Genomic DNA, 24268 nt, shown 5'->3' on the forward strand with positions numbered 1-24268 from the left:
TTAAGAGCTATTCAAATTCCACCCATTTCTTCTCAAAATAAACAGTTCCAAGTTTGGTGTCGTTCTGAAGCAAATCGACTTTAATAAAAGACTTTACGTCTCCAACATATTTTAAGGTAATATCCTTCATAGATGAGGTTTCATAGTAGGAACCAAATTCACAATTACAAGGATTGTCCTTTACATCAAACGTAAAAACAGAAAAGAGAATCTTCCTTTTAGATTTCACATCAGGTTTTTCATAACCAAAAATCCGATGGTCTTTCTTGATGTCCGAATACAAGCTTATGGTGCCATTTTGCTTGGAAACTTCTAATTTATTTAGATTGTCGCCGTCTTGAAAGACATAGCCTTGTTTTTCCCAATCGAGGCTGTCTTTGTTAACTTCCTTGGTTTGGGAATAGGTGTTTAGAGAGATGGAGAAGAGGAAAGCGATTATGTATTTCATACTTACATATTTTTATCATCTTCAAAAGGAATATTATGCTCTTTGCAGTAGATTTCTATTTCTGAATCTTTCTCAAAATACTTATCACAAAAATCTATGAATTCTTTTCTTGTGGCTTTTAAATATTTCTCAGGAGCATTTAATGTAGTTTCAGTTTGTGAAATGAATCTCTCAAAATCAGGATTTATTTCGCAAAGTTTATCTATGGTTTTGAAATCTAATTCTCTATATTTTGATACAAAAAGAATTTTACTTTCGTAAGGATTAGCTTTTAGTTCAATTACACCAATTCCAAATGACTGACTTAATCGTTCCATTTCGGAAATCAAATTTTTACTTATTTCAAACGCAACTAAATATCCATAGTTTGCCCAGCTAGAATTTGATACAGCTTGGAAATAACATTTTTTTAATTCGTAATCAGATTTGATTTCTCTTTTTATTTCATAAGATATTAAATCAAAAGCATCATCCTTATTAATAATTTTCATTAATGCATTACTAGCTTTATTTTGAAGATTTAAAAAATTAATTCCAATCATATCTGGATGAATCCATTTTTGATAATCATCTTTACTATTCGCTGATTTTTCGTGAAAAATTGTTTTACTAAAGATGTTTTGACTATTTAAGTAACTACTTAATAGCTTATGTAGATGCCTTTCCTGATATGTTTTAGAAGTTGTCGGAAGTTTTATTTCAATTAAATTTTCAGTTTTTAAGATTTCTGAAAGATTAATTTCTTTTTCAAATTTTGAAGAATAATATTCATATCCTCTTTTACCTTTAACCCTTTTAATTCTTGTGTCATTATGTCTTATAAAACGACCTAATTGTGCAGCAACCGTATCACCTGGCGTTTTTGCATTTGTCCAATCAACATATTGATGTTCATTTATTTTGTCTAAGACTTCAAGATAAGTTAAGGTTCCATTATAATTATCTAAAACAGTAATTAATGCTTCTTTTATTGTCATAATTATTTAATTAAAATTTTGCTATGCTTCCCTATTTGTTATATAGTCTATAATATTTCCAAAACCTTTAATCTTTCCAAATATAGCCAAATTACTCAAGTGTAAATCTTTTAATCTTTAAATACTTCACAAAATCCTTTATCTTTACAATTATCAAAATTAACCCCCATGAAGAACATAATCACGCTCATACTCTTCTTAACAACATTTTTTTCCGCTTTCGCTGCAAAGGTAGATACCCTCGAAATCCGCAGCATTGCAATGGACAAAACATACAAAGCAGCCGTCGTGTTGCCGAATTCTTATACCAAAAGCAAGGCTAATTATCCTGTTGTCTATCTGCTTCACGGGGCCTACGGTCATTTTAGAGATTGGCTCAAGAGTACACCAAACAAGATGCTCGTGCATGATCTGGCCGACCAATACAACATCATCTTTGTCATGCCCGAAGGCGAAAATTTCAGCTTCTATCTCGACAGTCCGGTTAATAAAGAAAGCCAATTCGAAACCTACATCACCAAGGAAGTCATCCAGAAAATCGACAAGACCTACCGGACCATTGCCAAAAAGAACGGCCGTGTCATCACTGGACTTTCAATGGGTGGTCACGGAGCTTTATACCTTTCCACACGCCATCCCGAACTTTTTGCAGGAGCCGGAAGCATGAGTGGAGCCGTGGATATGGGAGGAATCCGTAACCGAGACACACCCGAAAAAATCAACAAATTGATGGAACCGGTTTTCGGACCCGAAGGAGCTTCGCAGGAAGTCTATGATTCGCACGCTGTTATCGGAATGATCAATAAAATAAAGGCCAACAATATCGAACTTATCATCGATTGTGGTGTAGATGATTTCCTGATTGAGCCCAATCGCGAACTTCACCGACGTATGGTTTATGCAAAAGTAAACCACGACTATACCGAACGCCCGGGAGCCCACACTTGGGAATACTGGGAAAACGCATTGCTGTATCATGTCCTATTTTTCGATAAAATCTTCAAGAAAAATGGCACTGCAGTAAAATAAGTTATGAAATACAGTTTCCTCTTTTTATTATTTTTTATAAGCCTTTCGGCAGAAGCACAACTCGCAGGTTGCACGGATGCTTTGGCGAAAAACTACAATCCATCGGCAATTTTAAACGACGGAAGTTGCCTCTATGAAAATATAAAGATCGACCCTATTTTTTCTGTAACCTTATCCGACACTCTGAATGAAACCTCGGGATTGGTTTATTTCGAAAATCAATTGTGGACCCATAACGATGATACCGATATTAACATTTATGCTCTCGACACCATAGGAAAAATAATAGGCCGTTATCCTTTGAACGGACTCAAAAACACCGATTGGGAAGAGATTTCGCAAGACAGTGCTTATTTCTATATCGGCAATTTTGGTAATAATGTAAGTGGAGTTCGCAAAGATTTACAAATTATAAGAATAGCGAAAATGTCGCTCAAGGCAAATAACCCGCAGATGGATACCATCGCGTTTGCCTATTCCAATCAAGTTGAGTTCATCCGAAGCAAAGCCAATACGACTGATTTTGATTGCGAAGCTTTTATCGTTAGCAAGGACAGCATCTATCTTTTTACAAAACAATGGACAGGCAAAAAGACGGCTTTATATGTGTTGCCTAAACTTCCCGGAAGCTATACCGCCAAATTCAAATCAGAATTGGATGTAAACGGATTAATTACAGGAGCAACCTATCTCGAAGATAAAAAACTCATCGCTTTATGCGGTTACAGCAAACAGCTAAAGCCTTTTGTTTACCTTTTATATGATTACAAGAACACCGATTTTTTTTCGGGCAACAAACGAAAAATTACCCTTGCAATGCCCTACCATCAAGTGGAAGGAATTGCAACCGAAAATGGCTTGCTGTACTACATTTCCAACGAACATTTTCGGATGAAACCGATCATCAACAATCCACAGCAATTGCATCAATTGGATTTGAGTTCGTTCCTTCAATTGTACATCAACAGCGAAAACCATTAAAGTTATCTTAAATACTTTTTTTTGGTTTGGTTTTTGAAATACTTTTATAAACCAATAAATTCTTATAAATTATGAAACGTATATTTTTACTATTAGCAGTAGTTGCAATGACCGTCCTACAAAGTTGTGAAGGTGATCAAGGACCTCCGGGAAGAGACGGGCTAGACGGAGCTTCCGTAGAAAGTGAAGTTTTTGAACTTCAAAATGTGAATTTCCAATTGAACCAAAATGAATACATGATTCGAAGAGATTTGAATCCAGCAATTTTTGATTCAGACAACATCTTGATTTACAGAATGACAGGAACAATCAATCCTCAAACTCCAATCTGGCAGTTGATTCCAAGAACGTTATTCTTAAACGAAGGAGAATTGGATTATGATTTTGATTTTAGCAGAGTAGATTTTACAATTTATGCTGGAGGAACTTATAATTTGGCCACTACACCACAGTTCATCAACAATCAAACCTTCAGAATTGTTATCGTTCCTGGTTATTTTTCAAGAGGCGGAAATGCAGTAAACTTTGAAGATTATAATGCCGTAATAGAAGCCTACGGAATTGACGACAGCAATATTAAGATTTTAAACTAAAATTTATTTTAGAAAGCATAAAAAAGGGAAACGTAAATGTTTCCCTTTTTTATTCATAAGACACAATTTAAATTTCTGAAAATTCGTGTCTAAAAAAAATTATTACAATTCCTGCATTCTAAATGCTTTCGTTTTTCTTCTGTGGTAAATATTATTCTCATTGCCAAAATATTTATAGCTCATCAATCTTGCCATCAAATAGCTAACGGTTGATTCAGCACCTTGGTTAAGATTCACATTGGTTTCTTCCAAGCCATCAAAGCATCCGCCTGTACAAGGGTTGTAGATGATTTGTTGCAAATGGTTGTTTCCTAAAAACCAGTTGAAGGCCATTTCCATCTTCTCCAAATAATCCTTGTGCTTAAAGATGTCGTGGAACTTTCTCAAAGTAATGATGGTATAAGCAACATCAATAGGCTGTTCGCCATAAACCTCCGTTTTTTGTCCTTTTATTTCCCAGCTTCGGTTGCTCACTACTTTTATGGCATCATCTGTAAAAGTTTTTGCCATCAAGAAATCCATCGATTCTTTTGCAATGATTTTATATTTCAAATCATCGGTCATCGTGTAAGCACATAATAAGGCTTCGGGCAAAACGCTGTTGGCATACGTCAGATAGCTTTCAAACCATTCCCATCCTGGAGAAGATTCATGACGATACATTTGAACCAATCGGTCAGCCAAAATTTTAGTAAGCTCGATGGCATTTTCATTTTCAACGGTTCTATTATAGTAGTATAATCCTTTTATGATAAAGGCCATTGATCGGGTTGAATGTGTATTTTTCGAACATTCAAAAGTTCTTTCAAATATGCTTTCGGCCTTGTTGGTAAGCTCTTCAGGGATGATATGCGAAAGCGAAATCAAATATCCCAAAGCCCAAATGGCCCTTCCGGTTGAATCTTCAAGATTCACTTCGGCATTTTGACTCGTAAAATTTTTATTATAATCAACATAATTCAAAAACTGGTTGTCAGGTCGCTCACAATAGGCTATAAAATCCAAGTATATTTTAATGTATTTCAAATCAGATGGATCCTGTGTCATTTTATAATGCTGACACATTGCAATCATTGCCCTTGCATTGTCATCAATCGTGTAACCAGAATTAATATCAGGCTGATTCAGAATTGAAAACTGCAACATCCCGAAATCGGTTGTCATTTTCTTAATATGGTCTAAATTGATTTCAGGATTTCTATAATGAAGCTCAATCTGATTTTCTGAAACTTTTTGCAAGAATTGAGCATGTGCAACAGCCGAATTTTCCCAAGCCGTACATGTAATTTTATGCAATCCGTTTGAGATAATGTTTCTTTTTAGTTGAACATCAAATAACAGTCGGTTGACACATTCTGCCAATTCGTTGGAATTTCCAAAGTCGAATAGCAATCCAGTATCGCCTGCTAAAAATTCAACAGCATGCGGAATAGGTGTAGAAACCACAGGACATCCACAGCTTAAAGCGTAGGCAAAGGTGCCGCTAACGGCTTGATTCGGATCTTTGGAAGTAAACAAATACACATCTGTCAGTTGCAGATATTCTAAAAGTTCGTCCAAAGGCAAATATTTGTTGATGAATTTAACGTGATTCTGTAAATTCAAGCTGATGATTTTTTCCTGAAGAAATTCACGATAGATTTCGCCTTCGTTTAAGGCAACTGTCGGGTGAGTTTTTCCGATGATTAGAAAAAGCACTTCCGGAGAAGTTTTGATGATTTTCGGAAGGGCTTCAAGTGTTGTTTCGATGCTTTTTCCGGAACTCAAAAGACCGAAGGTTGAAAGCACTTTTCGGTTCTGTAATCCATATTTTTCCTTCAAATCATCTTTATCTAAATGCGGAACCAAATGCGTTCCGTGAGGAATCACGCTAATTTTAGCTCCTTCCACAACATAATCTCTAGAAAGAATTTCCGAAGCACCATTTGTCATTACGATAATTCCCGAAGCATGATCCAATAAATGTTGCACTTTTTGCTTGAATACTTCGTCGGGTCTTGGAAGAACCGTATGGAATACAAAAACAATCGGCTTGTTTACGTTTGATACGAATTCAAGAAAATGAGTTTCGCCTTCAGAAAACAATCCAAATTCATGTTGCAACAAAACCACTTTGATGTTGTTGTCGGCATTGATTTTTTCTGCCAAGTCTTTATAAGATTGAGCATCCGAAGTGTCCAATATGTATTTTACATCCTTATTTTTATAGGTGTGTTTTTCCTTTTTGCTTTCCAATGCACAAATCTGAATGTCAAACGAATATACAAACTGATTTCTCAAAGCTTTGATTAAGTCTTCAGAATAAGTGGCAATCCCACACTCACGAGGAGGATAGGTTGTCAAGAATAATATTTCGGGGAGCGTTTGTTCCGAAGGTTTTTTCTTTTCCGAAAAAAAATCGGTTGTTATTTTTGAAGAAAGTGGTATAAATTTCAAGCTTCCAGTTTTGTTGTAAAGATTAGCATTTTCCATTTTTGTGCAATTTTAGTAGGTTTAATTTATCTGATGAAAGGAGAAATCAGGGTAGCTTATCAGATTTAGTAAAATTCCCTAAAAATTGCTTTGAACAGTTATAGGATATTTTAAAAATATTACAGAATTCGTGTTTTAACATTTAAGACTAAACAAAAAAGCCTTACATAATTGTAAAGCTTTTAGGTGTATTGTTTAAGTATGCATGCTTTAAATGCAATCAATTGCCTGCCTTACTCAACCAGTCATTTACTCTCTCTTTTGCTACATTGGTCAACTCCTCGCCACTCGACGAAACATTTTTGAATTCTTTTTGAGCTTTTCGCTGTAGGTTATTTAATTTGCTTTTAAAGTTTTCAGCAAGATGTTCAGCCTCGTCAATAAATCTTTCTTTTTTAGTTTTCTTTTTTTTGTATAAAAGAATTCCTACAGCAGTTAGGAGAGCAACTCCCGATGCCACTCCTATAATTAATTTCTTGTTACTCATAAATTTATTTTGTTTAGCAATTTGTTTTCTAAAGTTACCCATAAATAAACTAGCGATGAAATTGATTATGCATTATTTAACGTATTTAACTTTATGTTGGTAATTATATAATGATAGTAAAGGATTATTCTCCGCTAAAATTCCGATATTTCACTTTAATTTGATAAAAAATCATTTTTACCCCTAAAAAAATAGGGTATTTGTTTTTCAAGTTTAAAAAAATAATATCTTTGCATCGAATTAATAGGGGTGTTATAACTTTTAAAACTTTATTTTTATGTCAACATTACGTTTTCAGGCTCTAAAAGAAGCTTCCAGCAGAAAACCAGTTAAATTTGAAGAAGCCGATAGAAAATCAAACATCTTCGGTGCAAATGTTTTTAATAACAAGGCAATGAAGCAATTTTTGACTTCAGATGCTTTCAAAGGAGTTCAGGATGCCGTGCAACACGGAACAAAAATTGACAGAAAATTAGCCGATTATATCGCTATGGGTATGAAAGAATGGGCTCTTTCTAAAGGAGTGACACATTATACCCACTGGTTTCAACCCCTAACAGGAACAACAGCCGAGAAACACGATGCTTTTTTCGAAACGTCTTATGACGGTAGCGATCCATTAGAGAAATTTGGTGGAGCTCAATTGGTTCAGCAAGAGCCAGATGCTTCTAGTTTTCCAAATGGAGGAATCAGAAACACATTCGAAGCTCGTGGTTATACGGCTTGGGACCCAACATCTCCAGCTTTTATCTTCGGAACAACTTTATGTATTCCAACTGTATTTATTTCTTATACAGGAGAAGCATTAGATTATAAAACACCTTTGTTGAGAGCCTTAAATTCAATTGACGAAGCTGCAACAGAAGTTTGCAAATATTTTGATAAGAATGTAAAAAAGGTAACGGCTACTTTAGGTTGGGAACAAGAATATTTCTTGATCGACAGCTCTTTGGCAAATTCTCGTCCTGATATCATCATGACTGGAAGAACACTTTTGGGACATACTTCTGCAAAAGGACAACAATTGGACGATCATTATTTTGGTTCAATTCCTTCTCGTGCCTTGAATTATATGCGTGAATTGGAAGAAGAGTGTATGTATCTTGGAATTCCAGTAAAAACACGTCATAACGAGGTGGCTCCAAACCAATTTGAGTTGGCTCCAATCTTCGAAGAGACGAATCTTGCAGTAGATCACAACTCATTATTGATGGATGTGATGCAGAAAGTAGGAGAACGTCACGACTTTAAAGTGCTTTTCCACGAAAAACCTTTCAAAGGAGTGAACGGTTCAGGAAAACACAACAACTGGTCATTGGCAACAGATACTGGAGTAAATTTGTTGAGTCCAGGAAAAACACCAATGAGCAACTTACAGTTCTTGACTTTCTTTGTAAACACTATCAAAGCGGTTGATACTTATGAGTCATTATTGAGAGCTGCAATTGCAACAGCAAGTAACGACCACAGGCTTGGTGCTAACGAAGCTCCTCCGGCAATTATCTCAGTTTTCATCGGAGAACAATTGACAAGAGTTCTGTCAAACCTAGAAGGTGTATCGGACGGAAAATTATCTCCAGAGGAAAAAACAGATTTGAAATTGAACGTTGTTGGGAAACTTCCAGATGTTCTTTTGGATAACACGGACAGAAACAGAACTTCTCCTTTTGCCTTTACAGGAAATAAATTCGAATTCAGAGCCGTTGGTTCATCTGCAAACTGTGCGAATGCAATGACGACTTTAAACGCAATCGTTGCAAAACAATTGATTGATTTCAAGAAAGAAGTTGATACTTTAATCGAGAAAAAAGATTTGAAGAAAGACGAAGCCATCTTTAATGTATTGAGAGAATACATCAAGACTTCAAAAAATATCCTCTTCGAAGGCGACGGATACAGCGAAGCTTGGGAAAAAGAAGCCAAGAAAAGAGGTTTGAGCAATTTCAAAACTACTCCATCGGCTCTAAAAGCAAAAGTGTCTAAACAAGCTTTGGATTTGTTCAGCGATTTGAAGATTATGAACCACGTTGAGGTGGAAGCCCGTTACGAAATCGAATTGGAAGAATACACCAAGAAAATCCAAATCGAAGGTAGAGTTCTTGGCGATATCGCTAGAAATCACGTGATTCCAACCGCTATCAAGTATCAAAACACCTTGATTGAAAACGTAAAAGGTTTGAAAGAAATCTTTGGATCGGAATTTGAAAAAATCGGTAAGGAGCAAATCGTTCTGATCAGAGAAATTTCGGGTCATATCGAAGGTATCAACACCAATGTTGAAGCAATGACCGAGGCTAGAAAAAAAGCAAACGCCTTGACTGACGGTTATAAAATGGCGGAGTCCTACTGTGACAAAGTGAAACCATACTTCGAAGTAATCAGAGAACACTGCGATAAATTAGAGCTTTTAGTGGATGACGAAACTTGGACATTGACTAAATACAGAGAATTATTGTTCACACGATAATTTCTTCTAAATATCTAAAACACCTGCAAGTTTCTATTTGCAGGTGTTTTTTTTATATAATAATATCCCAAACCAATCGTTTAGTATAAAAATACCCAAATGAAACGAAACTACTTCATCCTACTATTATTTTTATGTATAAACCCCTTATCAGCTCAAGAAAAAATAGACTTATTTTTTGATTTTGATAAAGACATTCCAAACGAAAAATCCACTCAAAAATTAAACAATTGGCTGGAATCTATCGATTCGATCGAGGTTACAAAAATTGAAGGCTATTGTGATTTTGTAGATACAGATGAATATAACAAGGATTTGTCTTTAAGAAGAGCAAATTCAGTTCTGTCAACACTTAAATCTAATAATTTCAATGTCAAAAATGCTGAAATAATCGGTTTTGGAGAAAACTTTCAACAATCAAAAGTACAAAGCGAAAATAGGAAGGCAATTGTTTATTATAAACAAATAAAGAAACCGGAACAAGTTGAACCTCCCAAAGATTCCAAGCTTTCAAAACAAATCACCGAATCTAAAGTAGGGGAGAAGCTCAAACTCGAAAACCTAAACTTCTACAACCATAGCGATATTGTTAGAGTAGAATCCCGACCTATTCTTGAGGATTTATTGCAAATTATGAAAGCCAATGAAAATCTAAAAATAGAAATCCACGGTCACATTTGCTGTATGCTTGACGATTCCCACCAAATCGCATTATTACGGGCTAAGATGGTCTATAATTTCTTAATCCAAAACGGCATCAATAAAAACCGATTGGGCTTTAAAAGTTTCGGAAGTGCCAAGCCAATTTACCCTTTACCCGAAAAAAACGAAGAAGAACGCGACGCCAATAGAAGGGTGGAAATTATGGTAATCAGTAAATAATACCTACATTCGTCATACATTCTATATTAAAATGAAAAAATATCTTTCAATAGTATTGTTTTTTATTGCTGTTTCTGGATTTTCACAGGAACAATTTTCTGTTTTCTTCGAAAGCAATAAATTTGAATTGCAAAAAGCCGAAATAAGTAAATTAAACACTTGGATGGAAGCCAACAAAGAAGTGAAAATCGTCGCCATAAACGGTTACACTGATGAAGATGGAAGTGTAGGTTTCAATGATACTTTAGCCAAAAAACGGGTGAGTTTTATTTTCAACGAAATCGCTGGAAAAGTAAAAATTAGAGAAGATTTCAAAACAAGAAGCTTTGGAAAGCTCCATTCACAAGTAGGAGAAAAAGCCGAGAACAGAAAAGTAACTATCTATTATATTCTTGAAAAAGATTTAGCTCGTGAAGATGAAATTCTAGGCATCAAAAAGGCAGAAGTAGCTGAAGTAAAACCCAAACCAGTTGCGAATTATCCCGATAAAATTTCCATAAGCAATCCAAACGGAACAACCTCTGAATACATGCTTGATGTAAATTTTATGAAGCAAGTAAACGAATCAAAAGCAGGAGAAAAATTAAAAATAGAAAACCTAAATTTCCAATTCAATACCTTCGCAATCGTCAACGAATCAAGAGGGAAATTGTATGAATTATTGCTTGTAATGCAAAACAATCCAACGCTAAAAATCGAAATTCAAGGCCACATTTGTTGCAATCCATCAAATAAAGGCAAGCTTTCCGAAGAACGAGCAAAAGCCATCAAAAATTTCCTAGTAGGACAAGGAATCGACAAAACCAGAGTAACCTTCAAAGGCTTCGGAAGTACACAACCTATCTACCCATTACCAGAAAAATCAGAAGAAGAACGTGCAGGAAACCGAAGAGTAGAAATCTTAATCCTTGAAAATTAAAACAAAAAAAACTGCCATTTCTGACAGTTTCTATATCCTAAAGCTCAAATTAGCTCTTCTCTAAAATCGATTTTTTCTTCTCCAAAGGATTCACTTCCTTTTTCACAATCACCTCACCCTTGATTTTCAATGGCACTTTTCCGCCATCATAATTCACAGCGTTCGACTCAACCGTAATCGTTTTTCGAATCGCACCTGGAGCCATATTGTATTTCACATCAATCTTCCCAGTTTTTCCCGGTAAAATCGGCTCTTTCGGAAACGACGGAACCGTACAACCACATGTTGACTGCACATTCGAAATAATCAAAGGAGCATTTCCCGTATTTTTAAACTCAAAACTTCTCAAACCATTATCCGTTTCCTTCGAAACCGTTCCGTAATCAATCGTATTGTCCTTCGCCGTGAACTCGATTTTCGGTCCAGTTTGTGCCAATCCAGTCGCACTAGCACCAACAAAAGCTAATAAAAGTAATAATTTTTTCATTGTAAAATAGTTATTTCGGTTAGGTAAATTTACTTTCTTTTAATTAAAGTACAAATTATTAAAGTTAATTTTTTATACTCCGTTAATTATTTACTTTTGTATCCATTACAAAAAGAGTACCAAAAGTTTAATTTCTATTTTTAGGAGCGAATCGCTTGGGCTTTTTCAGAAACCATATTCCTGCTGGATGCAAATATCTTTTGTTCTGAACCCCAGAACAAAAGGATATTTTGCAACCATCAGGGCTAGAAAAATAAAACCATATTCCCGTCCCGAGACTTCAGGACAAAATATAAAAGAGCAAATAGAGAAACAAACAACGTCTAGCTTACAACGAATACCGTATAACTTACAACGTATAACATATAACGTATAACAAAAATGACAATTCCATCACAATTCGACGCCAAAGCCATTGAGCAAAAATGGTACGACTACTGGATGAAAAACAATTATTTTCATTCAGAACCCGACCACAGGACACCTTACACCATTGTAATTCCACCGCCAAACGTGACGGGAGTTTTGCACATGGGACACATGCTCAACAACACCATTCAAGACGTTCTAATCCGTCGTGCCCGACTAAAAGGATTCAACGCTTGTTGGGTTCCAGGAACCGATCACGCCTCCATTGCAACCGAAGCAAAAGTAGTAGATAAGCTTAAAAAAGAAGGCATCAACAAGAATGATTTGTCACGTGAAGAATTCCTAAAACACGCTTGGGAATGGACCGATAAATACGGTGGAACCATCTTGGAACAACTAAAACAATTAGGTTGTTCATGCGATTGGGACCGAACAAAATTTACAATGGATCCAGATATGTCGGCTTCTGTAATCAAATCCTTCGTTGATTTATACAACAAAGGAATGATTTACCGTGGCTACCGAATGGTAAACTGGGATCCGGAAGCAAAAACAACTTTATCAGATGAGGAAGTAAATTACGAAGAACAGCAAGGAAAATTATATTTCCTAAAATATAAAATCGAGAGTTCGGAAGAATTTTTAACGATTGCAACAACGCGTCCGGAAACCATTTTTGGAGATACTGCCATTTGCATCAATCCAAACGACGAGCGTTTTACACATTTAAAAGGGAAAAAAGCAATCGTTCCTATTGCAGGAAGAATAATTCCAATCATCGAGGACGAATACGTTGACATCGAATTTGGAACTGGTTGTTTGAAAGTAACTCCGGCTCACGACGTAAACGATAAAGCGTTAGGCGACAAGCACAATCTTGAAGTAATCGATATTTTCAACGACGATGCAAGCTTGAATTCCTTCGGATTGCATTACCAAGGAAAAGACCGTTTTGTAGTTCGAGAAGAAATTGCAAAAGAGCTTGAAGCAAACGGAAGTTTGGCCAAAACCGAAATCCACCTGAATAAAGTAGGAACTTCTGAAAGAACAAAAGCGGTTATCGAACCACGTTTGTCCGACCAATGGTTCTTGAAGATGGAAGAATTGGTAAAGCCAGCCATCAAGGCGGTTTTAGAAACCGAAGAAATTAAATTATACCCAAAAAAGTTTGACAATACCTACCGTCATTGGTTGGAAAACATCCGCGATTGGAATATTTCACGTCAGCTTTGGTGGGGTCAGCAAATTCCAGCCTATTATTATGGCGACGGAAAAGAAGATTTCGTAGTTGCCGAAAATATTGAAGATGCCTTAAAATTAGCACAGGAAAAAACATCAAACTTTAAACTTGAAACAAAAGATTTAAAACAAGACGTTGATGCACTCGACACTTGGTTTTCTTCTTGGTTATGGCCAATGGCCGTTTTTGGAGGCATTTTAGAACCAGAAAATAAAGATTTCAAATACTATTATCCAACAAACGACTTGGTTACAGGTCCGGATATCTTGTTTTTCTGGGTAGCCAGAATGATTATAGCAGGTTATGAATATACAGGTGAGAAACCCTTTAACAATGTATATTTGACAGGATTGGTTCGCGACAAGCAAAGACGAAAAATGTCGAAATCATTAGGAAATTCTCCAGATCCACTTGGCTTGATTGAAAAATTTGGAGCTGATGGCGTTCGTGTAGGATTGCTTTTGAGTGCTTCTGCCGGAAATGATATTATGTTTGATGAGGAACTTTGCAACCAAGGAAAAGCCTTTTCTAATAAAATTTGGAATGCTTTCAAATTGATTAAAGGATGGGAAGTTTCGGATTCAATTTCACAACCAGAATCATCGAAAGTCGCAATCGAATGGTACGAAGCAAAACTGAATCAGACATTGGCTGAAATTGAAGATAATTTCGAGAAGTACAGGATTTCTGATGCCTTGATGGGAATATATAAATTGGTTTGGGATGATTTCTGTTCGTGGTTTCTGGAAATGATTAAACCGGCCTACCAACAACCAATCGACAGCGTTACTTTTGCGAAAGCGATAGAAATGCTAGAAAATAATATGAAGTTATTGCATCCGTTTATGCCATTCTTGACAGAAGAAATTTGGCATTTGATAAAAGAAAGAAGCACAGAAGAAGCCTTGATTATTTCAACTTGGCCGGAATCAAAACCATTCAATGCCGATTTGATTACTGATTTTGAAACTACTATTGAAGTAATTTCCGGTGTGAGAAGTATCAGAAAGGATAAAAACATTCCGTTCAAAGATACAATCGAATTGAAAGTAATCAATAACGATAAGTTTTCAACTTATTTTGATTCGGTTATCATCAAATTAGGAAACATTACTTCTTTTCAATACGTTTCAGAAAAAGTAGATTCAGCCTTGTCGTTCCGTGTAAAATCAAATGAATATTTCATCCCGATTGCAGGAAACATTAATGTTGACGAGGAAATTGCAAAGCTCTCTGAAGAATTGAATTATATCAAAGGATTCTTGAAATCAGTTCAGGTGAAGCTTTCAAACGAAAAGTTTGTTGCCAATGCAAAACCTGAAATCATTGAAAATGAACGTAAAAAAGAAGCCGATGCTTTGTCTAAGATTGCTACAATCGAGCAGAGTTTGGCGAGTTTGAAGTAAGATTTATTTTCACAAAAATAGAAAAGTCCCATTAATTTGGGACTTTTTTTAATGAATAAAATCAATAAAAAAATGCCCCTAGAAAAAGGAGCATTTGAAATATAAATCTTAAAATTTATTGTGCTACAGCAGTTTTTGGTTTAGCACTATCAAACTTTTTAGCAACTTCCTTCCAATTGATTACACTAAAAAAAGCATCGATATAATCAGCTCTTTTGTTTTGATAGTTCAAATAATAAGCGTGTTCCCAAACGTCAAGGGCCAAAACAGGAGTTCCCGTTACACCAATATTCGGCATCAAAGGATTGTCTTGATTTGCGGTACTAGCAACTGATAATTTACCAGCTTTATCAACCAAAAGCCAAGCCCAGCCTGAACCGAATTGTTTAGTTGCAACATCGGTAAATTGGGTTTTAAAATCTGCAAAAGAACCAAAGTCTTTCTTGATGGCATCTGCCAAAGCTCCAGTTGGTTCTCCACCACCGTTTGGTCCCATTACGGTCCAAAAGAAATTATGGTTATAATATCCACCAGCGTTATTTCTAACCGCTTTATTTTCTAAATCTAACTTATTCAGAATTTCCTCGATAGTTAATTTCTCAAGTGCAGTTCCAGCAATTGCTTTGTTCAAATTATTGGTGTATCCCAAATGATGTTTTGAAAAGTGAACTTCCATCGTTTTGGCATCAATATAAGGAGCCAAAGCATCATAAGCATAAGGAAGCGGGATCATTTTAAAAGTTCCTTCATCGGCCATAACATCTGCTGGATTTCCCATTGGAGCATTGGTAACTTCTTTTTCAGGAAGCGGAACTTCGACTTCTTGGAGTTTTTTATCGTTGCAAGATTGTAACGAAACTGCCAAAACAAGGCTTGAAATAAAGTAAACTGTCTTTTTCATAATTAAAAAAATTAGTGTTGTATAAAGATAGGGCTTAATTGAAAAAGGAAATAAATTTTTAAAAATGATTAACGTTTTAATGTTATTCCTTTTCAGTTATGGAATGAATTGCTTCAATATATAATTCCTTTGCCTCTTCAACCGAAAGATGGCTGATTTGCATCCAGGCATTGGTTTTGAAAGCATTTCTCAAGTCAAAATTACTATTAGCTTGGTTGTAATCAATGGTTCCAAAAGTGGATTGTTTGTAATAGGCATAAAGACGCAACTGAACATCTTGGGGCAAGGATGCTTGCGACATTTTTGAAGCAATTTCAACAGCTTCTTGAAACCGAGTTTCTAAATCTCTATCAGACATTGTTTATGATTTCTGAGCAATTATGGTTTTGTTTCCCTTGACAACTTCATTTAGTTTTACATTTAATTCCGTACCTAAAGGCAAAAATAAATCGACTCTCGAACCAAATTTGATAAAACCTGCGTCATCTCCTTGAACTACCTGAGTTCCTTCTACAGCATAATTTACGATTCTCTTTGCAAGAGCACCAGCAATTTGGCGGTATAATATTTCACCGAACTCTTGTGTTTCTATTACAATAGTCGTTCTTTCGTTTTCCTCGCTTGCTTTTGGATGCCAAGCCACAAGGAATTTACCGGGATGGTATTTGCTGAAATTAATTTTTCCGCTTGCTGCATATCTTGTCACGTGAACGTTTATTGGCGACATAAAGATTGAAACCTGCAACCGTTTGTCTTTGAAATATTCACTTTCGTAAACTTCTTCAATGACAACCACTTTTCCATCAACAGGAGCTACTAAAGTTCTATCTTCTGGTCGGATGCTTCTGTTCGGATTTCTAAAAAATTGAAGAATGATGATAAGGAATACCAATGCTATGATTTGGACTGTTTTCAACAACCAAAAGTTTTCCTTAAAAAAATAATCCGCTGCAAATACTATTGCAACTGTAAGCAAACAAGCTCCTAAAATAGTTTTCGCGCCTTCTTTATGAAAATGTAACATAGTTTAAAATTTGATAAAATAAAAATATAAAGGGTGCTACAAATATAACACTATCTAATCGATCTAAAATGCCTCCGTGGCCCGGCATTATTTTTCCGCTGTCTTTTACGCCAGCAATTCGTTTAAATTTTGATTCAATCAAGTCGCCAATTGTTCCGAAAAGGCCAACAATGATAGCAAAGCCTATCCAAATGTTCTGTGCAATTTTCCCTCCTTCAATATAATATTTGGAAATTAAAAAACTTGCAATTACCGCAAAGATAATCCCTCCAAGGAAACCTTCAATGGTTTTTTTTGGAGAAATACGTTCGAATAATTTATGTTTTCCAATTGATTTTCCCACGATATAGGCAAAGGTATCATTTGTCCAGATCAATATAAAGATTCCGATGATAATTTTCGGGTTGTATCCTTTTATTCCGAAAGGAATTTTGGTAATAATAATAAAGGGGAGAATGATGTATCCAAATAAATAAACATATCTGGAAATTGCATCAATTTTAGTTTTCTTATCGTCGAATAAAAAAATAATACATTTTATAGAAACAACTAAAGTTGCAAGGAGTAGTGTAAGGTCGAAGTTTTGGCTTAATTTTATTTTATTTACTGATAGATAAGCAACACTTCCATAAGCAGAAATGGCTATTAAGATTGGAAAAATCTTATTGAGATGAACCAATTCGCAAAACTCATAAACTGCAATAATCAAAAAAATACCAAAAAGAATAAAAAAACTTTCTGTGGAATAAAGGATTGAAGCTATTAGTAAAACGATGTATATAGCACCAGAAATCGATCTCTTTAGTGTTTCATTCATCTTAAAGATCTTCTAAAAGCAATAAATAAAGGTTTTTAGCGACACTTCCGTAATGGAGGAAATCTTCTTCTTTTGCTTTTTCAAAATATTTAATAGTAGTGATATTCGTTGGGTAATTTGTTTCGTACCGCTTTTTAATTTCTCTCAAACCATCACTTTTGTTAGCAATAATTTGACTTGTTGTTGCCATAATGATAATATTAGCTGGCAATTCAAGTGGTTTGTTTTGCTTAATTTGGTTTGATGAAAAAAGGATAGAACCTTCGTCTGCGATTAAGTTCTCGCAACTAGCCAAAAGAAATTTAGGATTTTCAGGTTTGGTATAATTTAGTTTATTTTCTTCTAAAAGGTTAAAAAGTTTCGGCTCATAACAAACCGCTTCACTTTCGAACCAATCGTTCTCTTCAAGAATGTCTTCAAAATGGGTTTTTACTTCTCCGATATTTTCACAATACAAGAATTTACCTCCATTTTTTTTAAAATTCAAGGTAAATAATTCATCGATAGGCGTGTTATCTAATGAAAAAGGGTTGTAGTCGCTGTCTTTTTCCTCATCGGAAGAATCGTTACCAGAACCAAAAAATTTCTTAAAAAGACTCATATAAAATTATTCAACTACTAGATTTGTGACTTGAGAACGTTCAAAGATAAAAAAATCTTAATTCAAAATATTTATTGAATTAAGATTTTTCTAAAAAAAGGTGCAAATACTTATTAAAGAGTTGTTTCTTCCTGAAGATTTGCGTCAAAATTTCTTTTTCCGAAGATATTTTCAAGATCATCCTTGAAAATCACTTCTTTTTCTATCAAGATTGCAGCCAATTGATTCAGCTTGTCTTTATTGTCTTCTAGAATCTGGATGGCTCTCTGGTATTGACTTTCAATTAAATCTGAGATTTCCTTGTCAATTACTTTTGCTGTATCTTCTGAATAAGGTTTAGAGAAATTATATTCGCTTTGACCAGTAGAATCATAATACGTTACATTTCCAATCTTATCATTCAAACCGTAAATTGTAACCATCGCTCGGGCTTGTTTGGTTACTTTTTCCAAATCGCTCAAAGCTCCAGTCGAAATTCTATTGAAAGTAACTTTCTCAGCAGCTCTTCCGCCCATAGTGGCACACATTTCATCCAACATTTGGTCCGGACGAACAATTAATCTTTCTTCTGGCAAATACCAAGCTGCACCCAAACTTTGACCTCTAGGAACGATTGTTACTTTAACCAGCGGAGCGGCGTGTTCTAACATCCAACTCACAGTTGCGTGACCCGCTTCGTGAATAGCAATTGCTCTTTTCTCCTCTGGAGTGACAATTTTGTTTTTCTTTTCTAAACCACCAACAATCCTGTCAACGGCATCAAGGAAATCTTGTTTATCTACTGCTTTTTTATCTTTTCTGGCAGCAATCAAAGCAGCTTCGTTACACACATTAGCAATATCAGCACCAGAGAAACCTGGAGTTTGTTTTGCCAAAAAGTCGGTATCTAAAGCTTCTACTTTTTTCAATGGAGCCAAATGCACTTCAAAAATTTCCTTTCTCTCACGGATGTCTGGAAGGTCAACAAAAATTTGTCTGTCAAAACGACCAGCTCTCATCAAAGCTTTATCTAAAACATCAGCTCTATTAGTTGCAGCAAGAACAATTACATTTGAATTGGTTCCGAAACCATCCATTTCAGTCAACAATTGGTTTAACGTATTTTCACGTTCGTCGTTACCACCTGACATATTGTTTTTTCCACGAGCTCTACCAACGGCATCAATTTCATCAATAAAAATGATGGCTGGCGATTTTTCTTTTGCTTGTTTGAATAAATCTCTAACACGAGAAGCACCGACACCTACAAACATTTCTACGAAATCAGAACCTGACAAAGAGAAAAAAGGCACTTTTGCTTCACCTGCAACGGCTTTCGCCAACAAGGTCTTTCCGGTTCCCGGAGGTCCAACTAATAAAGCTCCTTTAGGAATCTTACCTCCAAGGTTGGTATATTTTTCTGGGTTTTTCAAGAACTCAACTATTTCCTGAATTTCTTCTTTTGCACCTTCAAGTCCAGCAACGTCTTTAAAAGTGATTTTGATATCGTTTTTCTCGTCAAAAAGTTTCGCTTTCGATTTTCCGATATTGAAGATTTGACCCCCACCACCAGCTCCGCCACCAGCTCCGGACATTCTTCTCATTACAAAAATCCAGATGACAATGATGATGATAAACGGTAGAAGAGGCAGGATTATATCGCCAAGACTACTTCTTTGGCTGAATTTGAAATCTTTTAATTTATTCTCTTTAGAAGCTGTTTCTAGCTTTTTCTGGAAAGACTCAATGTCGCCAATTTCAAAAGAGTAGTGTGGTCCTTTGTTTGGTTGGTCCAAAAGGTTTTTTGAAGCTTTTGAATGGATCTTTTCCTTCAAGGCCGCTTCCGTAAGGAAAACTTCTGCTTCCGTTTTGTTGTATATGATTACTTTATCAATTTCACCTTTGTCTAAAAAAGTGTTGAAGGTAGAAGAGGAAATTTCAGTTGGTTTTTCAAAAGCTGAATCGCCACTGAATATTGTAAAAATTAAAAAAAATGCAATAAGTGCACCCGGAATCAACCAAGGACCTATCTTGAATTTATTTGAATTTGGATTATTTTCTTTAGCCATTTTTTAATATTTATTTTGAATGGTTGTGATTTTGGCATCACCCCAAAGGCTTTCAATGTTGTAGTATTCGCGAATGTGTTTTTGAAAAACGTGCACCACAATGTTCACATAATCCATCAAAACCCATTCGGCATTTTCCATACCTTCAACGTGCCAAGGCTTGTCTTTTAATTCTTTTGAAACTGTTTTCTGAACCGAATTGACAATTGCACTAACTTGGGTGTTAGAATTTCCGTTGCAAATGATAAAATAATCACAAGCCGAATTGTCAATTTCTCTTAAATCTAGGATATCAATATCATTTCCTTTAACTTCTTCTATTCCTTTGATAATGTTTGAAAGTAAAACATCATTATTTATAGTTTTTTTCGCCATCTAAAATTTTTCTATTTTTGCAAAGTTATCATTTTTTGTGATTAATTTTGAACCTTAACATAAGATTAAATCCCTATACACAAAATATTTTCAATGAAATTAATCAAACTCGATGCCATAGATTCTACAAATGATTTTCTTAAGGAATTATTGACAAACAATAACCCTGAAAACTTTACCGTGATTACTGCCGAAGCACAAACCAAAGGCAAGGGGCAAATGGGGTCTGTTTGGGTTTCTGAGAATGGTAAAAATCTAACTATGAGTATTTTAGTTAAGGATTTTCTTTTTGATATCAATCAGATTTATAATTTGAATATCTCGGTTGCAGTTGCAATTGTTACGGTTTTACAAACGTATAATATTCCGAAATTAAGTATAAAATGGCCTAACGACATAATGTCAGACAACAAAAAGGTTGGTGGCATACTTATTGAAAATGTGATAAAAGGTGCCACAAAAATTGATTCCATCATCGGTATAGGTTTGAATGTAAATCAGGTAAATTTTGATGGATTGCCCAAAGCTTCTTCGCTTTCGCTGATGGCAAATGCGACTTTTGACAAAGATGAATTGCTTGAGAAGATTGTTGAAGAAATCAAGCTGAATATTTCAAAACTGGAAGCCAATAAATCGCAAGAATTATGGATAAAATATACCGATTTATTATTTAAAAAAGGAGCTCCTATGCCTTTTGAAAACGCTTCAGAAAAGAGATTTATGGGAATTATCCAAGGCGTTTCTAAAATTGGACAATTAGAATTATTATTAGAAGATGATACCGTAAAAACCTATGGCATAAAGGAAATCCAGATGTTGTATTAAATGAAAAAGGCCGAGAATTTCCTCAGCCTAATTTATTTATTCGTGATTCAAAGGAAAATACAATTTGAATTTTGCACCTTGATTTTCAATACCTTCAGCTGTGATTGAACCTTTGTGGACCTGCATTATTTTTTTACACAAAGCCAGGCCTACACCAGAACCTTTGTATGCTTCCTGACTGTGAAGTCGGCTAAAAATATTAAAAATATTCTCTGCAAATTGCTGTTCGAAACCAATTCCGTTGTCAGAAAATTCAAGAACTTCAAACGAATTTGAATTTAATTCACATATCCCTAATGATTTAATCTTTACGATTGGAGTTTTATCTGGAAAGGAATATTTCAATGAATTTTGAATCAGATTGGTAAACAATTGCTTCATCAAGAATGGAATTCCGGTTATTTGAGGCAATGTTTCGATTTGAATAATGGCTTGTTTTTCATTTATCATTTCATTCAAATCAGAAAGAACTTCTACTAAAACATCATGCGGATCTACTGTTTCAAATGAATCATTGATGTGTTGGATTTTTGTATATTTTAAAATATCAATCAATAAGGTCTGCATCCTTTTTGCGGAATTGTTCATTCTTTGTACAGAATTGATTACGGTTTCAGAAAATTGCTCGTCTTCCTTACCCAACAATCTTGAGGAAAGCATTTGGATTTTTCGCAACGGTTCCTGCAAATCGTGTGTACTGATCCAGTTGATGTTCTCTAATTCAGAGTTGGTTTCCTTTAAAAGTTCGCTCAATTTCCGGTATTTTTCTTCCTCCTGACTGATGATTAAAAGATTGAATTGCTTTTGAAGCGTATGAGCATAATTTGCACCAGCATTCAGTTCCGGTTGCAACCAAAGTTTGCTTTGACATTTTACGATTTCCTTGTAAAGTTTAAAAGAATTCCTTGGATATAAACCATTTGCATCTTTTACGATGGCCTTGTTGGGATCGCCTGCCCAATTTATTTCGGTTAAGGATTCAGGTCGGAACCAAATAATGCAATCATCATTTTCTGTGCTCAAGGAATGATAAAGAATACCCGAAGCTTCTTCGCAATAATCATTAACATCGGGTAAAAAATCAAGCAATTTCTCTGTCGAAAAAGTACCATTATTTGTAAAAACAGAAAGCCATTTTATCAATTTATTGATGTTCCTGTCATCAGGTGTCAATCCATTTTTATAGATGGTATTGTTGAAAACGATGGCAACTCCCGAAGCATTGCAAGTTGCAAGCAAATTCTCGTTTTGCACTACTGTTTTAAAGGCATCTTCATTTGCTGAAAGATGCAGTGCATTTAATTTTTCAAGAGCAATATTCGATTTTCGTGCTATTTCATATTCTTCATTGGATTGGCGAATATCAATTTGTGAAGTGATGAAATGTCCTTGCAATTGAGCTGCCAAACGAATTTCTGGCGTCAGATTTTTTTCACTGTAGTGATGACATGCAATCAGCCCCCATAATTTATCTTTATGAATCAAAGAGATGGTTAATGTTGCCCCAACTCCCATATTTTGAAGGTATTGAACATGGATTGGGGAAGTGCTTCTCAAGATGGAAAGACTCAAATCGAGATTTCTATCCTCGCCATTATCAACCGTATAAAGCGGAACAGGAGTATAGTTTATATCAACAATTAACCTCAAAAGATTTTTCATATACAGCTCTCTGGCTTGAACGGGAATATCGGTGTGAGGATAATGAAGTTCTAAAAAGGGTTCCAAATCTTCACGGACACTTTCGGCAAAAACCTCACCGTTGTAATCTTTATCAAAACGATAGACCATCACGCGGTCGTAACCCGTAATTTCACGTATGCCTTTGACTACCATTTCACATAATTCCTTAAGAGTGTGTGTGGAGTTCATATAAGACAAAAACTGTGAAGTCTGGTCGTAAACATCTGCTACTTTTTTTGAATTTTCTTTTGCAGATTCAGCTTCTAAAATATAGATTTCATTGCTTTTGTGAACTGTACATAAAAAAGGATAGCCTAAAAGTTTAAGCTTCAGTGGGGAAGAGGAAAGCAATGCGTTTTTTTTGATATAATCTTTAATCAGAGCTTCTTTTTTTTCTCCAAATATCGCCTTGAATTCGTTTCCTAAAATTGCCTGATGTGTTGATGGTATATAGTCTTGAATATTTCCACTGCAAAAATCAATCTTCCAAGAATGGATGTTGATGCCTAATAAAAAACCGTGTGGCTGGATGCTTCCCGGAATGTGAATTGGTTCGAACTCACAATTTGTAAGGTTTACAATATCACGATTTACAATGTCTTTAATCTTCATATACTAGGCTACGGAATTTTCAGATAAATGTTTATGGATGGCTCTGAAGGCATAATCTGCACCTGAAATAATTTCCTTTTCCGAATTGGTTTGTTGTTCAAAATCAGTCATAGAATTTAAAAATTTCTTCCAAAAACTTCCCGTTTTGTTCCCATATCCACCAAAATAGGACGCGCCATTTTCTTCATCAAAACCAAAGCTTTCTTGAATGTTTTTGATGATAAATCTTCCACCAAGTGTAGATCCTTCAACGACATACATTATTCCCATTGCAAATGGAACTGAAATTCCGGTAGCATCAAAAGGCGAATGATTTTGTTTTTTCTCACTTTTTGTAAATTTCAAATCATTCAGGATAAAATGAGTTTTTTTCCTTTCATTTAAATCTGGAATTGCATCCGAAAGAATCGGATAAATATCTTCTTCTAAATTCTTCACGACATCGTGCATCAAACTTAAATACAAGGCATATTCTTCGATTGTGATTTTTGGATTCACTATCGATTTTGAAATAGGCAACGATTCAAGATTTTTATGCGATGCTGAAGTTTTGTTTCTAAGTTTATCTAAAAACGTAACAGTGGTTGGTTCTTCGATGTTTGAATTTTCAAGACTCATTCAGGGA

Annotated in this window: 22 protein-coding genes; 8 read left to right on the top strand and 14 right to left on the bottom strand. The window is 35.2% G+C overall.

The window, feature by feature from the left end; genetic code table 11:
* Window positions 1-7: 7 nt before the first annotated feature.
* Window positions 8-448, bottom strand: coding sequence for a hypothetical protein (locus tag J2X31_RS11850; protein ID WP_310026965.1), 441 nt, complete (start codon window positions 446-448; stop codon window positions 8-10).
* 2 nt (window positions 449-450) lie between these two features.
* Window positions 451-1425, bottom strand: a complete 975-nt coding sequence (locus tag J2X31_RS11855) for an HTH domain-containing protein (RefSeq protein ID WP_310026966.1) — start codon at window positions 1423-1425, stop codon at window positions 451-453.
* Window positions 1426-1593: 168 nt separating this feature from the next.
* Here J2X31_RS11855 and J2X31_RS11860 point away from each other — a divergent pair, with 168 nt between their 5' ends.
* From J2X31_RS11860 to J2X31_RS11870, 3 genes are all read left to right on the top strand, one after another.
* Complete coding sequence (locus J2X31_RS11860) at window positions 1594-2454, top strand: alpha/beta hydrolase (protein ID WP_310026967.1); 861 nt, start codon at window positions 1594-1596, stop codon at window positions 2452-2454.
* Window positions 2455-2457: 3 nt separating this feature from the next.
* On the top strand, window positions 2458-3435 hold the full coding sequence (locus tag J2X31_RS11865; RefSeq protein WP_310026968.1) for a T9SS C-terminal target domain-containing protein: 978 nt from the start codon (window positions 2458-2460) through the stop codon (window positions 3433-3435).
* A 71-nt stretch (window positions 3436-3506) separates the two neighbouring features.
* The gene (locus tag J2X31_RS11870; protein ID WP_310026969.1) at window positions 3507-4028 is read left to right on the top strand and encodes a hypothetical protein; all 522 of its coding nucleotides are present in this window, start codon (window positions 3507-3509) and stop codon (window positions 4026-4028) included.
* Window positions 4029-4130: 102 nt separating this feature from the next.
* Here J2X31_RS11870 and J2X31_RS11875 read toward each other — a convergent pair whose 3' ends face one another.
* Together J2X31_RS11875 and J2X31_RS11880 are read right to left on the bottom strand one after the other, a co-directional pair.
* Entirely contained in the window at window positions 4131-6500 is a 2370-nt protein-coding gene (locus tag J2X31_RS11875; RefSeq protein ID WP_310026970.1) for a glycosyltransferase, read from the bottom strand.
* A gap of 220 nt (window positions 6501-6720) precedes the next feature.
* A complete protein-coding gene (locus J2X31_RS11880) occupies window positions 6721-6987 on the bottom strand; it encodes a hypothetical protein (RefSeq protein ID WP_310026972.1) in 267 nt (88 codons plus the stop codon).
* 277 nt (window positions 6988-7264) lie between these two features.
* Here J2X31_RS11880 and J2X31_RS11885 point away from each other — a divergent pair, with 277 nt between their 5' ends.
* The 3 genes from J2X31_RS11885 to J2X31_RS11895 all read left to right on the top strand — a co-directional run bounded on the left by J2X31_RS11885 (window position 7265) and on the right by J2X31_RS11895 (window position 11255).
* Entirely contained in the window at window positions 7265-9454 is a 2190-nt protein-coding gene (locus J2X31_RS11885) for a glutamine synthetase III family protein (protein WP_310026974.1), read from the top strand.
* 99 nt (window positions 9455-9553) lie between these two features.
* Window positions 9554-10336, top strand: coding sequence for an OmpA family protein (locus J2X31_RS11890; RefSeq protein WP_310026975.1), 783 nt, complete (start codon window positions 9554-9556; stop codon window positions 10334-10336).
* A gap of 31 nt (window positions 10337-10367) precedes the next feature.
* On the top strand, window positions 10368-11255 hold the full coding sequence (locus tag J2X31_RS11895; RefSeq protein WP_310026977.1) for an OmpA family protein: 888 nt from the start codon (window positions 10368-10370) through the stop codon (window positions 11253-11255).
* A 49-nt stretch (window positions 11256-11304) separates the two neighbouring features.
* Here J2X31_RS11895 and J2X31_RS11900 read toward each other — a convergent pair whose 3' ends face one another.
* Complete coding sequence (locus J2X31_RS11900) at window positions 11305-11742, bottom strand: DUF1573 domain-containing protein (protein WP_310026978.1); 438 nt, start codon at window positions 11740-11742, stop codon at window positions 11305-11307.
* A gap of 381 nt (window positions 11743-12123) precedes the next feature.
* Here J2X31_RS11900 and J2X31_RS11905 point away from each other — a divergent pair, with 381 nt between their 5' ends.
* Window positions 12124-14757 (top strand): valine--tRNA ligase, encoded by a 2634-nt coding sequence (locus J2X31_RS11905; RefSeq protein WP_310026980.1) that lies wholly within the window; start codon window positions 12124-12126, stop codon window positions 14755-14757.
* 115 nt (window positions 14758-14872) lie between these two features.
* Here J2X31_RS11905 and J2X31_RS11910 read toward each other — a convergent pair whose 3' ends face one another.
* The 7 genes from J2X31_RS11910 to rsfS form a co-directional block, all read right to left on the bottom strand.
* Window positions 14873-15658 (bottom strand): superoxide dismutase, encoded by a 786-nt coding sequence (locus J2X31_RS11910; protein WP_310026981.1) that lies wholly within the window; start codon window positions 15656-15658, stop codon window positions 14873-14875.
* Between the two features lie 82 nt (window positions 15659-15740).
* Window positions 15741-16016, bottom strand: a complete 276-nt coding sequence (locus tag J2X31_RS11915) for an acyl-CoA-binding protein (protein WP_310026982.1) — start codon at window positions 16014-16016, stop codon at window positions 15741-15743.
* 3 nt (window positions 16017-16019) lie between these two features.
* A complete protein-coding gene (locus J2X31_RS11920) occupies window positions 16020-16682 on the bottom strand; it encodes a phosphatidylserine decarboxylase family protein (protein ID WP_310026983.1) in 663 nt (220 codons plus the stop codon).
* Window positions 16666-17499, bottom strand: coding sequence for a phosphatidate cytidylyltransferase (locus J2X31_RS11925; protein WP_310026984.1), 834 nt, complete (start codon window positions 17497-17499; stop codon window positions 16666-16668). Before J2X31_RS11925 ends, J2X31_RS11920 begins: the two co-directional genes overlap by 17 nt.
* 1 nt (window position 17500) lies before the next feature.
* A complete protein-coding gene (locus J2X31_RS11930; protein ID WP_310026985.1) occupies window positions 17501-18100 on the bottom strand; it encodes a lactate utilization protein B/C in 600 nt (199 codons plus the stop codon).
* Window positions 18101-18213: 113 nt separating this feature from the next.
* Window positions 18214-20148: an ATP-dependent zinc metalloprotease FtsH gene (ftsH, locus tag J2X31_RS11935; protein ID WP_310026987.1), complete on the bottom strand. Its 1935-nt coding sequence runs from the start codon at window positions 20146-20148 to the stop codon at window positions 18214-18216.
* 3 nt (window positions 20149-20151) lie between these two features.
* Window positions 20152-20523 (bottom strand): ribosome silencing factor, encoded by a 372-nt coding sequence (gene rsfS / locus J2X31_RS11940; protein WP_310026988.1) that lies wholly within the window; start codon window positions 20521-20523, stop codon window positions 20152-20154.
* 93 nt (window positions 20524-20616) lie between these two features.
* On the opposite strand from rsfS, the gene J2X31_RS11945 reads away from it, so the two are divergent.
* Entirely contained in the window at window positions 20617-21348 is a 732-nt protein-coding gene (locus J2X31_RS11945; RefSeq protein WP_310026990.1) for a biotin--[acetyl-CoA-carboxylase] ligase, read from the top strand.
* Between the two features lie 36 nt (window positions 21349-21384).
* Here the strand turns inward: J2X31_RS11945 and J2X31_RS11950 are convergent, their stop codons facing one another.
* On the bottom strand, window positions 21385-23643 hold the full coding sequence (locus tag J2X31_RS11950; RefSeq protein ID WP_310026992.1) for an ATP-binding protein: 2259 nt from the start codon (window positions 23641-23643) through the stop codon (window positions 21385-21387).
* Window positions 23644-23646: 3 nt separating this feature from the next.
* Window positions 23647-24261 carry a biliverdin-producing heme oxygenase gene (locus J2X31_RS11955; protein ID WP_310026994.1) on the bottom strand — a complete coding sequence of 205 codons (615 nt, stop codon included), beginning with the start codon at window positions 24259-24261 and terminating at the stop codon, window positions 23647-23649.
* Between the last annotated feature and the right edge of the window lie 7 nt (window positions 24262-24268).

Source organism: Flavobacterium arsenatis (assembly GCF_031456785.1).
GTDB lineage: Bacteria > Bacteroidota > Bacteroidia > Flavobacteriales > Flavobacteriaceae > Flavobacterium > Flavobacterium arsenatis.